This is a genomic window from Candidatus Igneacidithiobacillus taiwanensis (genome assembly GCF_031962545.1).
GTDB classification, from domain to species: Bacteria; Pseudomonadota; Gammaproteobacteria; order Acidithiobacillales; family Acidithiobacillaceae; genus Igneacidithiobacillus; species Igneacidithiobacillus taiwanensis.
In genome coordinates this window covers 1-16,209 of record NZ_JAVRKK010000043.1, presented here as the reverse complement: position 1 = coordinate 16,209, position 16,209 = coordinate 1, and the positions used below count along the sequence as shown (strand labels likewise).

13 protein-coding genes and 1 tRNA gene are annotated in these 16,209 nt (G+C 58.2%); all 14 read left to right on the top strand.

Annotation, left to right across the window (positions count from 1 at the left end):
* The coding region (locus RTI30_RS07555; protein ID WP_312283586.1) for an EF-Tu/IF-2/RF-3 family GTPase at positions 1–564 on the top strand (564 nt) is incomplete at its 5' end.
* Between the two features lie 70 nt (positions 565–634).
* Positions 635–710 (top strand) — tRNA-Trp (locus tag RTI30_RS07550).
* 19 nt (positions 711–729) lie between these two features.
* Positions 730–1,077: a preprotein translocase subunit SecE gene (secE, locus tag RTI30_RS07545; protein ID WP_312262008.1), complete on the top strand. Its 348-nt coding sequence runs from the start codon at positions 730–732 to the stop codon at positions 1,075–1,077.
* 2 nt (positions 1,078–1,079) lie between these two features.
* Positions 1,080–1,613, top strand: coding sequence for a transcription termination/antitermination protein NusG (gene nusG, locus RTI30_RS07540; protein ID WP_312262009.1), 534 nt, complete (start codon positions 1,080–1,082; stop codon positions 1,611–1,613).
* Between the two features lie 49 nt (positions 1,614–1,662).
* Positions 1,663–2,091, top strand: coding sequence for a 50S ribosomal protein L11 (rplK, locus tag RTI30_RS07535; RefSeq protein WP_312262011.1), 429 nt, complete (start codon positions 1,663–1,665; stop codon positions 2,089–2,091).
* Between the two features lie 3 nt (positions 2,092–2,094).
* On the top strand, positions 2,095–2,784 hold the full coding sequence (rplA, locus tag RTI30_RS07530; RefSeq protein ID WP_312262012.1) for a 50S ribosomal protein L1: 690 nt from the start codon (positions 2,095–2,097) through the stop codon (positions 2,782–2,784).
* Positions 2,785–2,928: 144 nt separating this feature from the next.
* Positions 2,929–3,447, top strand: a complete 519-nt coding sequence (rplJ, locus tag RTI30_RS07525; protein ID WP_312262014.1) for a 50S ribosomal protein L10 — start codon at positions 2,929–2,931, stop codon at positions 3,445–3,447.
* A 27-nt stretch (positions 3,448–3,474) separates the two neighbouring features.
* On the top strand, positions 3,475–3,864 hold the full coding sequence (rplL, locus tag RTI30_RS07520) for a 50S ribosomal protein L7/L12 (protein ID WP_312262016.1): 390 nt from the start codon (positions 3,475–3,477) through the stop codon (positions 3,862–3,864).
* A 112-nt stretch (positions 3,865–3,976) separates the two neighbouring features.
* Positions 3,977–8,065, top strand: coding sequence for a DNA-directed RNA polymerase subunit beta (gene rpoB / locus RTI30_RS07515; RefSeq protein WP_312262017.1), 4,089 nt, complete (start codon positions 3,977–3,979; stop codon positions 8,063–8,065).
* Between the two features lie 33 nt (positions 8,066–8,098).
* Positions 8,099–12,247: a DNA-directed RNA polymerase subunit beta' gene (gene rpoC, locus RTI30_RS07510; protein WP_312283585.1), complete on the top strand. Its 4,149-nt coding sequence runs from the start codon at positions 8,099–8,101 to the stop codon at positions 12,245–12,247.
* 110 nt (positions 12,248–12,357) lie between these two features.
* Positions 12,358–12,729 (top strand): 30S ribosomal protein S12, encoded by a 372-nt coding sequence (gene rpsL / locus RTI30_RS07505; RefSeq protein ID WP_312262021.1) that lies wholly within the window; start codon positions 12,358–12,360, stop codon positions 12,727–12,729.
* A gap of 28 nt (positions 12,730–12,757) precedes the next feature.
* Positions 12,758–13,228 (top strand): 30S ribosomal protein S7, encoded by a 471-nt coding sequence (gene rpsG, locus RTI30_RS07500; RefSeq protein WP_312262023.1) that lies wholly within the window; start codon positions 12,758–12,760, stop codon positions 13,226–13,228.
* A gap of 33 nt (positions 13,229–13,261) precedes the next feature.
* Entirely contained in the window at positions 13,262–15,361 is a 2,100-nt protein-coding gene (gene fusA / locus RTI30_RS07495; protein ID WP_312262024.1) for an elongation factor G, read from the top strand.
* Positions 15,362–15,383: 22 nt separating this feature from the next.
* On the top strand, positions 15,384–16,209 hold an 826-nt coding region (locus RTI30_RS07490; RefSeq protein WP_312283584.1), incomplete at its 3' end, for an elongation factor Tu.

Below are 16,209 nucleotides of genomic sequence, written 5' to 3'. Positions count from 1 at the left end.
GACAAGACGTTCCTGATGCCGATCGAAGACGTATTCAGCATTTCTGGTCGCGGTACGGTGGTTACGGGTCGTATTGAGCGCGGGCTGGTGAAGGTTGGCGAAGAGGTAGAGATTGTTGGTATTCGGCCCACGAGCAAGACGACGGTGACCGGAGTGGAGATGTTCCGCAAGATTTTGGACCAGGGTCAGGCGGGCGACAACGTTGGCGTGCTGTTGCGTGGCACCAAGAAAGACGAGGTGGAGCGAGGTCAGGTGCTGGCGAAGCCGGGCACGATCAAGCCGCACACCAAGTTTGAAGCGGAGGTGTATGTGTTGTCGAAGGAAGAGGGCGGGCGTCACACGCCGTTTTTCAATGGCTACCGTCCGCAGTTTTACTTTCGCACCACGGACGTAACGGGAGCGGTAGAGCTGCCGGAGGGTGTCGAGATGGTGATGCCGGGCGACAACGTGCAGTTCAAGGTGAGCCTGATTGCTCCGATTGCGATGGAAGACGGTCTGCGTTTTGCCGTGCGCGAAGGTGGCCGTACCGTCGGTGCCGGCGTGGTGTCGAAGATCGTCGAGTAAGCGAGTGGAGACCGGCCCTTCGCGCCGGTCTTTGCAACGGCGGCCCGGGTTGGCCGCCCTATGTTTCTGCAGGGCAGTAGCTCAACTGGTAGAGCAGCGGTCTCCAAAACCGCAGGTTGGGGGTTCGAGCCCCTCCTGCCCTGCCATTTTTAGGAAGCGGCATACATGTCAGAAAAAGTAAAGCTCTATGTTGCGGCTTTTTTCGCCGCCTTGGGGGTGATTGCCTATTTTCTGGTGCCGCTCCGCTTTGGCGGGTTCATGCCGAGTATTGCGCTCATCATCGCTCTACTTTTGGCCTTGGCCCTGTTTGCCACGACGCTGAGCGCACGAGCGTTGCTGCTCTTTTTTCGTGAGTCGTATGTGGAAATACGCAAGGTGGTGTGGCCGACCCGTCCGGAATTACTGCGCAGTACGGCCGTGATTCTTGGTTTGATCATTGTGATTGCCTCATTTTTGTGGTTGGTTGATCTGGCCTTGCTGGCGGTCGTCCGTTTTGCCTTGGGAGGCGCCTAGTCATGGCTATGCGTTGGTATGTGGTACATGCGTTTTCCAGTTTCGAGAAGCGGGTACAAGCAGAGATTCGGGAGCGGGCGCGTCGCGAGGGTCTAGCGGATCAGTTTGGTGAGATTCTCGTCCCGGTAGAAGAGATCGTCGAGATGCGGAACGGTCAGCGCGCCACTACCCAGCGGATGTTCTATCCCGGCTACGTGTTGGTGCAAATGGAAATGAACGATCAGACTTGGCATCTGGTCAAGAGCACCCCTCGTGTGACCGGATTTGTCGGCGGGAGCGTCGGTAAACCGCATCCGCTTACCGATGCGGAAGCCAACGCGATCCTCGAGCGCATCAAGGAGGGAGTAGAGAAGCCACGCCCCAAGTTCACCTTCGAGGCAGGCGAGCAAGTGCGGGTCATCGAGGGGCCCTTCAAGGACTTCAACGGGGTTGTCGAAGAGGTCAATTTCGAGAAGAGCAAATTGCGGGTCTCGGTCACAATTTTTGGACGTTCCACCCCCGTGGAACTGGACTTTGGTCAGGTCGAAAAGATCTGAATTTGCAAATTGAGGGAGCCTACGGGCGCTAGTACCTCGAGGAGTCATCATGGCAAAGAAAATCACGGGCTATATTAAGCTCCAGGTAAAGGCCGCTCAGGCCAATCCAAGCCCTCCCATTGGCCCGGCTTTGGGTCAACGTGGCCTGAATATCATGGAGTTCTGTAAGGCTTTCAACGCGCAGACCCAGGGCATCGAGCCTGGCTTGCCCTTGCCAGTGGTCATTACCGTATACGCCGACAAGAGCTTTAGTTTTATCGTCAAAACCCCGCCGGCTCCGGTGCTACTGCTCAAGGCCGCGGGCATCAAATCTGGCAGTGGTCGTCCTAATACCAACAAGGTTGGCAAGGTTACCGAAGCCCAGGTGGAAGAGATTGCCAAGACTAAGTTGCCAGACTTGAATACCGAAGATCTGGAAGCGGCCAAGCGCAGCATACGTGGCACGGCCCGCAGCATGGGCTTGACGGTGGAGGGTTGAGATATGGCGCGGCATTCGAAACGTACATTGGCAGCGCGTGCCTTAGTGGATCGTAGCCAGCGCTACGCCCTGGAAGAAGCATTGCGGTTGGTAAAGCAGACGGCAACGGCGAAATTCCCAGAGTCGGTGGATGTCGCCATAGGACTCGGCATCGATCCGCGTAAGTCGGATCAGGTTGTGCGCGGTGCGGTGGTATTGCCCAAGGGTACTGGCAAGACCATGCGCGTGGCGGTCTTTGCCACGGGTGAAAAGGCTAATGAAGCCAGGGCGGCCGGCGCTGATCTGGTCGGCATGGAAGATCTTGCCGAACAGGTCAAGGCCGGTCAGATGGACTTCGATGTCGTCATCGCGACGCCGGACGCCATGCGCGTGGTCGGCGCCCTCGGCCCAGTGCTGGGGCCGCGCGGACTTATGCCAAACCCCAAGGTGGGTACGGTGACTGCCGATGTGCGCACTGCGGTGGAAAATGCCAAGGGTGGGCAGGTTCGCTACCGCGCCGATAAGGGTGGCATCGTACACAGCAGCATCGGCAAGGCCACTTTTTCAGTGGAAGATCTGCAGGTGAACTTCCTTGCGCTACTCGACAGCGTGAAAAAAGCGAAGCCAGCCACCAGCAAGGGGGTTTACATCCGGAAGATCAGCATCAACCCGACCATGGGCCCCGGCATTGCCGTTGACCCGGCGGGTATCTAAGCAATTCCGCCGCGAGGCGGGGTGTGTCGGCGCAAGCCGGCGTTCAAAGACCGCAGGGGGCCTGGGCCTCAAAACTTTACCCTGCGTAGGCGACGGCGCGCCAGAAAATTCTGGCCGCCTCTGTCCAACTGGAGGTAGCAAACCGTGAGTCTCAAACTCGCTGAAAAAGAACAGGTGGTTGCTGCCCTGCGAGCAAAATTGGTGTCGGCACAAGCCATGGCAGTTGCAGAGTACCGGGGATTGAGCGTTGCTCAGTTGACGGCTCTGCGCGTCATCGCTCGTAAGCAGTCGGTGCACGTGCAGGTAGTCAAAAATACCCTGCTCAAGCGCGCTCTGGCGGATACCGATTTTGCGGTGATGGCACCGTTACTGACTGGTCCGCTGCTCTTCGCAGCTAGTGAGGATCCAGTAGCCGTGGCCAAGGTTCTAACCGACTTTGCCAAGGGTAACGAGAAGTTCGTCATCACCGGTGGTGCCCTGGGAGCCAAGCTGATGGACGCCGCGGCGCTCCAACAGCTCAGCAAGATGCCCTCGCGAGAGGAGTTGCTGGCCAAACTCATGGGAACCATGCAGGCGCCTCTTTCCACTTTCGTGCGCACCCTCAACGAGGTACCCGGACGTTTCGTCCGCACTCTCGCCGCCGTGCGCGATCAGGCAGCATAATTCAACCTTATTGGGAGTATACCTATCATGGCTTTATCAAAAGCAGAAATCCTGGATGCCATCGCTGGCATGACTGTCTTGGAGCTCTCTGAGCTCATCAAGGATATGGAAGAAAAGTTTGGTGTCTCTGCGGCCGCGGTCGCCGTGGCGGCGCCCGCTGGTGGTGGTGGCGGTGGCGGTGAAGCTGCTGCAGCAGCGGAGGAGCAGACCGAGTTCGACGTCATCCTCACCAATGCCGGTGCCAACAAGGTCAACACCATCAAAGTGGTGCGCGCGATCACCGGCCTTGGTCTGAAGGAAGCCAAGGATCTTGTCGACGGCGCTCCAAAGCCGGTCAAGGAAGGTATCGCCAAGGCCGAAGCGGAGAGCATCAAGGCGCAGTTGGTGGAAGCTGGTGCCGAGGCTGAGATCAAGTAAGATCTCGCCTCTTTGCACAATGCGGCTGGCGGCCCTTGGCCGTCAGCCCCTCATTATTGGCGGCATGCCGTCGTTTTGGTTCGTATTCTAGCGATCGTCGCGCGGAGCACACATGGCCTACTCTTTTACGGAAAAGAAACGGATTCGTAAAGACTTTGGTAACAGCCAAAGCATCCTTCCGGTGCCTTACCTGTTGGCAACGCAGATGGATTCCTATCGCGAGTTCCTGCAGGCGGATACGCCAGCGGCGGCGCGCAGCGATACGGGCCTCGAGGCGGTATTCCGCTCGCTTTTTCCGATGGAAAGCTATTCCGGCAACGCCCGCCTAGACTATGTCAGCTATCGGCTTGAGCGTCCTGTTTTTGACGTGACCGAATGCCATCAGCGTGGTGCGACCTACTGCGCTGGCCTGCGGGTGCGTTTGCGTCTGGCGCTCTATGAAAAGGACGACAGCACCGGCGCAAAGCGTATCAAGGATGTGAAGGAACAGGACGTCTACATGGGCGAATTACCCCTAATGACGGACCATGGCTCTTTCATCATCAACGGTACCGAGCGAGTCATCGTTTCCCAGCTGCATCGCTCCCCTGGTGTGTTTTTTGCCCATGATGGTGGCAAAACGCATTCGTCGGGCAAGCTTCTCTTCAATGCGCGCATCATTCCCTATCGCGGTTCTTGGCTCGACTTTGAATTCGATCCCAAGGATCACCTCTATGCGCGTATCGACCGGCGCCGTAAGCTGCCGGCGACGACATTGCTGCGCGCCTTGGGCTACAGCACCGAAGATATCCTCGGGATGTTTTTCGACACCGAGCAGTTCCGTATCGAGGAGACGCAGTTTTTTTATCAACTTCACCCCAATCGGGTGCAGGGCGATATTGCGGTTTTCGATATCCTCCACCCGCAAACTGGCGAGGTCATCGTTGCCAAGGGTCGGCGAATTACCGCTCGCCACGTGCGGCAACTCCTGGAGATTGGTGACCGGATCGAGGTCGAGGTTCCCGAAGCCTTTCTTTTGGGTAAGGTTTTGGCGCGCGATCTTGTCGATGCCGCAACCGGAGAGGTGGTTCTACAGGCGAATGACCTGATCGATGACGAGGCGGTCAAGAAGTTGCGCCAATTGGCCCCGATAAGTATCGAAACCCTGTTCATCAATGAAGTAGATCGCGGACCCTATATCTCCGAGACCCTGCGGATCGAAACCGCGCGCGATCCCCACGAGGCGCAGATCGAGATCTACCGCCTCATGCGCCCAGGTGAGCCGCCATCCAAGGATTCGGCGCAGACACTTTTCCAAGGCCTCTTCTTTGCTGCCGATCGGTATGATTTGTCGCAGGTGGGGCGGATGAAGTTCAACCGTCGTGTCGGACGCGAGGAAATCACCGGTCCAGGCGTGCTCAGTAATGAAGATATCATTGCGGTCATGAAGGTCTTGGTCGACCTACGCAATGGTATCGGCGAGATCGATGACATCGATCATCTCGGTAACCGGCGTGTGCGCTCGGTAGGGGAACTGATGGAAAATCAGTTCCGTCTTGGGTTGGTGCGCGTCGAACGCGCGGTGAAAGATCGCTTGGCCTTGGCCGAGAGCGAAGGTCTGACGCCCCAGGATCTGATCAATGCCAAACCGATCGCAGCGGTGGTCAACGAGTTTTTTGGTTCCAGTCAGCTTTCGCAGTTCATGGACCAGACCAATCCCCTGTCTGAAGTTACCCACAAGCGCCGAGTTTCGGCGCTGGGCCCCGGCGGGCTTACTCGCGAGCGGGCTGGCTTCGAGGTGCGTGACGTGCATCCCACGCACTACGGGCGCATCTGCCCCATCGAGACCCCGGAAGGACCAAATATCGGTCTGATCAACAGTCTTGCCTGTTATGCGCGAACCAATGCCTACGGCTTTTTGGAGACGCCGTATCGCAAGGTGGTAGAGGGTCGCGCCACGGATGAGGTCATCTATCTCTCCGCCATTGATGAGGGGCAGTACGTCATCGCCCAGGCCAACTCCCGCCTGGGACCGGATAATCAGCTCCTCGACGAATTGGTGTCCTGTCGTCATCACAGCGAAACCATGCTGGCGACCCCCGATCAGGTACAGTTGATGGATATCTCTCCGCGCCAGATCGTATCGGTGGCGGCGAGTCTGATTCCTTTCCTCGAGCACGACGACGCCAATCGCGCCCTCATGGGTTCCAACATGCAGCGGCAAGCGGTGCCTACGGTGCGTTCCGATGCCCCCCTGGTCGGTACCGGCATGGAGCGAGTGGTGGCCATCGACTCCGGCGCGGCCATCACCGCGCGCCGCGGTGGTGTGGTCGACAGCGTCGATGGTGCGCGTATTGTGGTGCGGGTAAATGATGACGAGACCCAGCCAGGGGAGCCGGGGGTGGATATCTACAACCTGGTGAAGTACTCCCGATCCAACCAGAATACCACCCTCAACCAAAAGCCGATCGTGGCGGTTGGCGATGTCGTCGCCCGGGGCGATGTTTTGGCCGATGGCCCGAGTACCGAACTGGGGGAATTGGCGCTGGGACAGAATGTGCTGGTCGCTTTCATGCCCTGGAATGGATACAACTTTGAAGATTCCATTCTCATCTCCGAGCGAGTGGTGGCGGAGGATCGTTATACCACCATTCATATCGAGGAGTTCTCGGTCTACGCCCGCGATACCAAGCTTGGACCGGAAGAAATCACTCGCGATATCCCCAACGTCTCGGAGAGCGCGTTGCGCCATCTCGATGAATCGGGAATTGTGGTGATCGGGGCGGAGCTCGCTCCCGGCGATATCCTCGTCGGTAAGGTTACCCCCAAGGGAGAGACCCAGCTCACCCCCGAGGAAAAGCTCCTACGCGCAATCTTCGGCGAAAAGGCCTCGGACGTGAAGGATAACTCGTTGCGCATGCCAGCGGGGATGTACGGCACGGTCATCGACGTGCAGGTCTTTACCCGCGACGGTATCGACAAAGATGCACGCGCCAAGGCAATCGAGGAAGAGCAGCTGAAGAAGATCCGCAAGGACGTGCAGGATGAGTACCGCATTTTCGAGGCGGATACCTATCAGCGTATCGAGCGACTCTTGCTGGGCAAGGTTGCGGAGGGTGGCCCGGCGGGACTCGCCTCCGGCGCGAAAATCACCAAGACCTACCTGAAGGATCTGCCGCGGGATCGCTGGTTCGATATCCGGCTACGTAGCGAAGAGAGCAATGCGGCGCTGGAGCAGATTCGTGCCCAGCTCGAGCAGCAGCGCGAACGTCTCGACGCGGTACTCGAAGAGAAGCGCCGTAAGCTTACCCAGGGCGACGATCTCAGCCCCGGCGTACTGAAGATGGTAAAAGTGCATGTTGCCGTCAAGCGGCAGCTGCAGCCCGGTGACAAGATGGCCGGTCGTCACGGCAACAAGGGTGTCGTCTCCAAGATCGTCCCGGTCGAGGATATGCCCTATCTTGCGGATGGCACCTCCGTCGATATCGTCCTCAATCCCCTTGGTGTGCCCTCCCGTATGAACGTCGGCCAGATTCTCGAGACCCATCTCGGTTGGGCAGCCAAGGGCTTGGGGCTGCGCATCGGCGAGATGCTCGACCAGCAACGCTCCGTGGCAGAGATACGAGCCTTTTTGAAGGAGATCTACAACCGTTCCGGGAAACGGGAAGACATCGATAGCCTGAGCGACGATGAGGTGGTCGTTTTGGCGACGAATTTGCGCAAAGGCGTGCCCGTGGCAACCCCGGTTTTCGATGGGGCTTCGGAGGATGATATCCGCGATATGTTGGAGCTCGCTGGGCTGCCACGCAGTGGCCAGGTCACCCTGTACGATGGACGCAGCGGCGAGGCGTTTGATCGACCGGTCACCGTAGGCTACTTGTATATGCTCAAGCTGCACCATTTGGTCGACGATAAGATGCACGCTCGCTCCACCGGGCCCTACAGCTTGGTTACCCAGCAGCCCCTCGGTGGTAAGGCGCAGTTCGGCGGACAGCGCTTCGGCGAAATGGAGGTCTGGGCTTTGGAGGCATATGGTGCGGCCTACACCCTCCAGGAGATGCTCACGGTCAAGTCCGACGATGTCGCCGGACGCAGCAAGATGTACGAATCCATCGTCAAGGGAGATTTCCGTATGGATGCGGGAATGCCGGAGTCCTTCAACGTATTGCTGAAAGAACTACGTTCTCTGGCCATCGACATCGAACTCGAGCAATTGGTCTAAGGTATCCGCAGGTATCGGATAAGGAAGAGTCACTTGAACAACCTTCTCAAGCTATTCAAGCAGAATGATCGGCAGGAAGAGTTCGATGCCATTCGCATCGGCATCGCCTCGCCAGACAAAATCCGTTCCTGGTCTTATGGCGAGGTCAAAAAACCAGAAACCATCAACTACCGAACCTTCAAGCCGGAGCGCGAAGGCCTCTTCTGTGCCAAGATTTTTGGTCCGATCAAGGATTACGAATGCCTCTGCGGTAAGTACAAGCGCCTCAAACATCGCGGCGTCGTCTGCGAAAAGTGCGGTGTCGAGGTTACCCAGGCGCGGGTCCGTCGGGAACGTATGGGTCACATCGAGCTGGCTAGCCCGGTAGCCCATATCTGGTTCCTCAAGTCGCTGCCGAGTCGCATGGGTATGATCCTCGACATGCCTTTGCGCGACATCGAGAAGGTGCTCTATTTTGAGGCCTATGTCGTGGTCGATGTTGACCTGGGAATCACCGATCTGCAGCGTGGTCAGATCCTCAGTGAAGACCAGTATCTCGACGCCCTCGAAGCCTATGGTGATCAATTCCGCGCCATGATGGGCGCCGAGGGCATCCGCGAGTTGCTCAAGGGCATTCCCCTAGAAAGTGAAATCGAGCAGATTCGTGAGGAGTTGCTGTCCAGTAACTCCGATACCAAGACCAAGAAGCTCGCCAAGCGTCTCAAGATTCTCGAGTCTTTCGTCAGCTCCGGCAACCGTCCGGAATGGATGATTCTCGAGGTGTTGCCGGTGTTGCCGCCGGACCTGCGGCCTTTGGTTCCCCTCGATGGCGGTCGTTTTGCCACCTCGGATCTCAACGATCTCTATCGTCGGGTGATCAACCGCAACAATCGTCTCAAGCGACTTCTCGAGTTGAAGGCGCCGGATATCATCGTCCGTAACGAAAAGCGCATGTTGCAGGAGGCGGTCGACGCACTACTCGACAGTGGTCGGCGTGGACGCGCCATTGCTGGCCCCAACAAGCGTCCCCTCAAATCCTTGGCCGACATGATCAAGGGTAAGCAGGGTCGCTTCCGCCAGAATCTCCTCGGCAAGCGCGTCGACTACTCCGGCCGTTCCGTTATCGTGGTCGGGCCGGAGTTGCGGCTGCACCAGTGTGGCCTGCCGAAAAAAATGGCGCTGGAGTTGTTCAAGCCCTTCATTTTCAACAAGCTCGAAGAGCGCGGCCTGGCGACGACCATCAAAGCCGCCAAACGTCTCGTCGAGGCGGAGAAGCCGGAAGTCTGGGACATCCTCGAAGAGGTCATCCGCGAACATCCGGTGATGCTCAACCGTGCCCCGACCTTGCACCGTCTCGGTATCCAGGCCTTTGAGCCGGTACTCATCGAGGGTAAGGCGATCCAGCTCCACCCCTTGGTTTGCGCGGCCTACAACGCCGACTTCGACGGCGACCAGATGGCGGTACACGTGCCACTCTCTCTCGAGGCACAGCTCGAGGCCCGCACCCTGATGATGTCGACCAACAACATCCTCAGCCCGGCCAATGGCGAACCGATCATCGTTCCCTCCCAGGATATCGTGCTCGGCTTGTACTACATGACCCAGGAGCGCTTGGACGCCAAGGGTCAAGGTATGCGCTTTGCCGACAGTGCCGAGGTGCGCCGCGCATATGAGAATGGCGAAGTTGGTCTGCATGCCCGGGTGACACTGCGTTTCCGTGGCGAGCGGATAGAAACTACCGTGGGTCGAGCCCTGCTCAGTGATATCCTGCCCGCGGGCTTGCCCTTCTCTGTTATCGATCGCGTCTTGAAAAAGAAGGCGATCGCCGAGCTGATCAATACCTGTTATCGCACTCTCGGTGTCAAAGACACGGTCATCTTCGCCGATCAGCTGATGTACACCGGGTACCGCATGGCGACCCGTGCGGGTATATCCTTTGGTGCTGGTGACATGGTCACTCCCCCAGAGAAAGATGCCATCCTGGCGCGTTCTGAAGAGGAGGTGAAAACCATCCAGGATCAGTATACCTCCGGTCTGGTAACCGAGGGTGAACGCTACAACAAAGTAGTTGACATCTGGTCGCGGGCGACGGAAGAAGTTGCCAAGGCGATGATGGACCGCGTCAGCAAAGAGAAAGTCACCCTCCCGGATGGCAAAGAGGCCGAACAGGTTTCCTTCAACTCCATCTACATGATGGCCGATTCGGGAGCCCGTGGTTCGGCCGCCCAGTTGCGCCAGCTTGCGGGTATGCGTGGTTTGATGGCCAAGCCCGATGGCTCGATCATCGAGACCCCGATCACCGCGAATTTTCGCGAAGGTCTCAATGTGTTGCAGTACTTCATTTCCACCCATGGCGCGCGTAAAGGTCTTGCCGACACGGCACTGAAGACGGCGAACTCGGGCTACTTGACGCGGCGTTTGGTCGATGTGACCCAAGATCTGGTGGTGGTGGAACACGACTGCGGCACCGAAGATGGTTTGCCGATGATGGCACTGGTGGATGGTGGCGAAGTGGTCGAGCCCCTGCGCGAGCGGGTACTGGGGCGCGTGACTGCCGAGGATGTCTTACACCCCAATACCGGCGAAGTCGCCATTCCACGCAATACCCTGCTAACCGAGTCCGTACTCGGTCAGCTCGACGAGCTTGGCGTGGATGTCCTCAAGGTGCGCTCGCCGCTTACCTGTCGCTCTCGTCACGGCGTGTGCGCGCTTTGTTACGGACGTGATCTCGCCCGTGGTCATCTGGTCAATATTGGCGAGGCAGTAGGCGTAATCGCTGCCCAGTCCATCGGTGAGCCTGGTACCCAGCTCACCATGCGCACTTTCCACATCGGAGGTGCCGCCAGCCGTGCCGCGGCGCAGAGCAGTATCGACATCAAGCAGGGCGGCATCATCCGTTTCCACAGCAGTCTGCGTTCCGTTGAGCACCCCAGCGGTCGCCACATCGTGGTAGGTCGAAATGGTGAAATTGCGGTGACCGACGAACAAGGGCGGGAAAAGGAACGTTACAAGGTACCCTATGGTGCCACGATCCTCGTCAAGGACGGTGAAGCGGTCAATCCCGGGAAGCGCATCGCCGAATGGGACCCGCATACCCGTCCTATCGTCAGCGAGATTGCCGGAGTCGTTTCTCTCCAAGATGCCATCGAAGGTCAGAGTGTCATCTCCCAGAGTGACGAAATCACCGGCTTGAGCACCCAGGCGGTCATCGATCCCAAGCAACGGCCGGCGAGCGGCCGTGATTTGCGCCCGGTAGTCCTTCTGCAGGATGCCAAGGGCAAGGATCTGAAACTGCCCGGAACGGACTTGCCAGCCCGCTATTATTTGCCGCCCCGCGCCATTATCGCAGTGCAAGATGGTAGCCAGGTGCAGCCCGGCGACACGCTCGCGCGCCTGCCGGTGGGAACGAGTAAGACCCGCGATATTACCGGTGGTTTGCCGCGGGTAGCGGAGCTTTTCGAGGCGCGGCGACCGAAGGATTACGCCATCATTGCCGAGCACCATGGCATTGTCGGCTTCGGCAAAGATACCAAGGGTAAACAGCGACTCCTCATCACCGATGAAAATGGCGAGACGCATGAATATCTCATCCCGAAAGGGCGTCACGTCACCGTTTATGAGGGGGAGCGAGTCAGCCCAGGCGAGCCTTTGGTCGAAGGCCAGCCGGTGCCGCACGACATCCTTCGCGTCCTTGGCGTCCAGGCCCTGGCCAATTACATCGTCGATGAAGTGCAGGATGTGTACCGTTTGCAGGGTGTGCGCATCAACGATAAGCACATCGAAGTGATCCTACGGCAGATGCTGCGCAAGGTCGAAGTCACTCATATCGGCGACAGCAGCTTCATCACTGGCGACCAGGTTGATCGTGCCCGCGTCGACGAGGAAAATCTCGCCCTGGAAGCGGCTGGCAAGGAGCCCGCGCGCTATACCCCGATGTTGTTGGGTATCACCAAAGCGAGTCTTTCTACCGAGTCCTTCATCTCGGCGGCCAGTTTCCAAGAGACGACACGGGTGCTTACCGAGGCGGCCGTATCAGGTCGGGTCGACGACCTACGCGGGCTCAAGGAAAACGTCATCGTTGGGCGTCTGATTCCAGCCGGAACCGGTCTCGCCTACCACGAACATCGGCGGCGGCGTAACCGCGGCGAATTCCTCGAGGATGACGGTGCCATGACCCAGGTGGAGGCTGCCGGGGCAGAATGATAGAGGCAACGCATTCCCCTGATCTTTCTTGACAGTTCGGGCGTGCATCCATAAAATGCGCGCTCTTATCGGCGGCAGATGGCATGCCGCCCTTCGTTTTTGGAGAAGTTATGCCCACTTTGAACCAGTTGGTCCGTAAGCCGCGCAAGGCGCCGATTGCCAAGAGCAAGGTCCCGGCCCTCGAGGCGAATCCGCAAAAGCGGGGCGTATGTACCCGCGTATATACCACGACACCCAAAAAGCCGAACTCGGCTTTGCGAAAGGTCGCTCGCGTTCGATTGACCAATGGTTTTGAAGTGAGCAGTTATATTCCGGGCGAGGGGCACAACCTGCAAGAGCACTCGGTGGTACTGATTCGTGGGGGTCGCGTGAAAGATCTTCCGGGTGTTCGTTATCACATCGTTCGTGGCACGCTAGATACCGCTGGTGTAAAGAATCGCAAGCAACGGCGTTCCAAGTACGGCGCCAAACGACCCAAGTAAGGGTTGTTGATTCTCCAAGGAGTAAGAGATGCCAAGACGTAGAGAAGTGCCCAAACGGATTGTTCTGCCGGATCCGAAGTACAAGGAAGAAGTGCTGGCCAAGTTCGCCAACGTGTTGATGCGCGATGGGAAAAAGAGTGTTGCCGAAAAGATCGTTTACGGCGCCCTCGACATTGTTGCTGAAAAGAGCAAGGCCGATCCGATGGAAATCTTCCGCAAAGCGCTCGATAACGTGCGTCCGGTGGTAGAGGTGAAGAGCCGTCGTGTCGGTGGTGCCACCTACCAGGTGCCGGTGGAAATCCGCGCCGATCGGCGTATGGCCCTCGCCATGCGTTGGTTGCGAGACTCGGCGCGCAAGCGCAACGAAAAGTCCATGGGCAACCGCTTGGCCGCGGAGATTCTCGAGGCGGCCGAAAACCGCGGCAACGCGGTACGTAAGCGGGAGGAAACCCACCGCATGGCCGAGGCCAATAAGGCCTTTTCGCACTTCCGCTGGTAATCTCTACCGACCTCTCAACGTAAGGACTCACCCGTGGCGCGCACAACACCCATCGAACGTTATCGCAACATTGGCATCATGGCGCACATCGATGCCGGCAAGACCACCACTACCGAGCGCATCCTGTTTTACACCGGGGTCTCGCACAAGATCGGTGAGGTGCACGAAGGCACGGCGATCATGGACTGGATGGCGCAGGAGCAGGAGCGTGGTATCACGATCACCTCTGCGGCGACCACCTGCTTCTGGAAGGGGATGGATGGCAAACGTCCCGAACATCGCATCAACATCATCGACACGCCCGGCCACGTCGACTTCACCATTGAAGTCGAGCGCTCCTTGCGGGTTCTTGACGGCGCTGTTGCGGTCTTCTGTGCTGTCGGCGGGGTACAGCCGCAATCTGAGACGGTCTGGCGCCAAGCCAACAAGTACGGCGTGCCGCGTATGGCCTTCGTTAACAAGATGGATCGCCAAGGTGCCAATTTTCAGCGCGTGGTGGAGCAAATTCGTGGCAAGCTCAAGGGCAATGCGGTTGCGATCCAGCTGCCCATTGGCGAGGAAGAGCGCTTTCGCGGCGTAATCGACCTCATGAAGATGAAAGCCATCAACTGGGACGATGCGACCCAGGGCACCACCTTCGTGGAGGAAGAAATCCCCGCCGACTTGCAGGAAGCTGCCAAGGCTGCGCACGCGACCATGGTCGAGGCGATTTGCGACACCGATGAAGAGTTGATGATGAAGTACCTCGAGGGCGAAGAGATTGCGGTCGAGGAGCTCAAGCTCGCCCTGCGTCGAGCCACCATCGCCAATCAACTGGTTCCGGTGCTCTGTGGTAGCGCTTTCAAGAACAAAGGTGTACAGGCCATGCTCGATGCGGTGCTCGATTATCTCCCGGCACCTGTCGATATCCCGGCAGTCAAGGGTACGGATCCGAACACCGGAGCGGAGCTTTCGCGGTTAGCTGACGATACCCAGCCCTTTTCCGCGCTTGCTTTCAAGATCATGACCGATCCTTTCGTTGGTCAGCTTACCTTTTTTCGGGTCTATTCTGGGGTTCTCAACTCCGGCTCTACGGTCTATAACCCTGGGCGTGGGCAGCGCGAGCGCATCGGCCGTATTCTGCAGATGCATGCCAACGAGAGGCAGGAAATCAAAGAAGTTCTTGCAGGGGATATCGCTGCGGCGGTGGGCCTAAAAACTGCCTTCACCGGCGATACGCTCTGCGACATGGATAAGCCCATCATCCTCGAGCAGATGGAGTTTCCCGAGCCGGTCATCCACGTTGCCGTGGAACCCAAAACCAAGAGTGACCAGGAAAAAATGGGTATCGCTCTGGGCAAGTTGGCACAGGAAGACCCATCCTTCCGGGTGCGTACCGATCAGGAATCTGGACAGACCATCATTTCGGGTATGGGCGAGCTGCACCTCGAGATCATCGTCGACCGCATGAAGCGGGAGTTTGGTGTCGAGGCGTCCGTTGGCGCTCCGCAGGTTGCCTACCGCGAGACCATTCGTAAGAGTGTTGAGGCCGAAGGAAAGTTTGTCCGCCAGTCGGGTGGTCGCGGTCAGTATGGTCACGTTTGGCTGCGTCTCGAGCCGCTGGAGCCAGGCTCTGGTTTCGTTTTCGAGAATGCGGTGGTTGGCGGCGTGGTCCCCAAGGAGTATATCGGTCCTACCGAAAAGGGAGTGCAAGAGGCCATGGAAAGTGGTATAGTCGCCGGCTTCCCAGTGGTGGATGTCAAAGTCACCATTTTCGATGGATCCTACCACGACGTGGACTCATCCGAGGCCGCGTTCAAGATCGCGGGCTCCATGGGTTTCAAGGCCGGTGCAGCCAAGGCCGATCCGGTGTTGTTGGAGCCGATCTTCGCGGTCGAGGTGGTTACTCCCGAAGAGTACATGGGAGACATCATTGGCGACATCAATAGCCGCCGTGGCGTCATGCAAGGCATGGACGACGAGGCGGGTGCGAAAATCATCAAGGCCGAGGTCCCCTTGGCGGAGATGTTCGGCTACGCCACGACGGTACGTTCGCTCTCCCAAGGGCGAGCGACCTACAGTATGCAGTTTGAGAAGTACATGGAAGTGCCGGGCCATGTCGCCGAGGCAATCATCAAGAAAAGTCAGCGCTGAGTCGTAACGGGAGAAGTGTTTCATGTCCAAGGGAAAGTTTGAGCGGACGAAGCCGCACGTTAACGTGGGAACGATTGGTCACGTGGATCATGGCAAGACGACGCTCACGGCGGCGCTGACGAAGGTATTGTCGGCGAAGTATGGTGGCGAGGCGCGTGCGTATGATCAGATCGACAATGCGCCGGAAGAGCGTGCGCGCGGGATCACGATTGCGACTTCCCACGTTGAGTATGAGACGGCGAATCGGCATTACGCCCATGTTGACTGTCCGGGGCATGCGGACTACGTGAAGAACATGATTACCGGAGCGGCGCAGATGGATGGCGCGATTTTGGTATGTTCGGCGGCTGATGGTCCGATGCCGCAGACGCGGGAGCACATTTTGCTGGCGCGACAGGTAGGTGTTCCCTACATTGTGGTGTTTTTGAACAAGGCCGACATGGTAGACGACGCCGAGTTGCTCGAGTTGGTTGAGATGGAGGTGCGGGAGTTGCTTTCCAAGTACGAATTTCCGGGCGACGACATTCCGGTGGTGATTGGATCGGCGCTCAAGGCCTTGGAAGGGGACCAGAGCGAGATTGGCGAGCCGGCGATTTTGAAGTTGGCCGAAGCGATGGACAGCTACATTCCGATGCCGGAGCGTCCGGTGGACAAGACGTTCCTGATGCCGATCGAAGACGTATTCAGCATTTCTGGTCGCGGTACGGTGGTTACGGGTCGTATTGAGCGCGGGCTGGTGAAGGTTGGTGAAGAGGTAGAGATTGTTGGTATTCGGCCCACGAGCAAGACGACGGTGACCGGAGTGGAGATGTTCCGCAAGATTTTGGACCAGGGTCAGGCGGGCGACA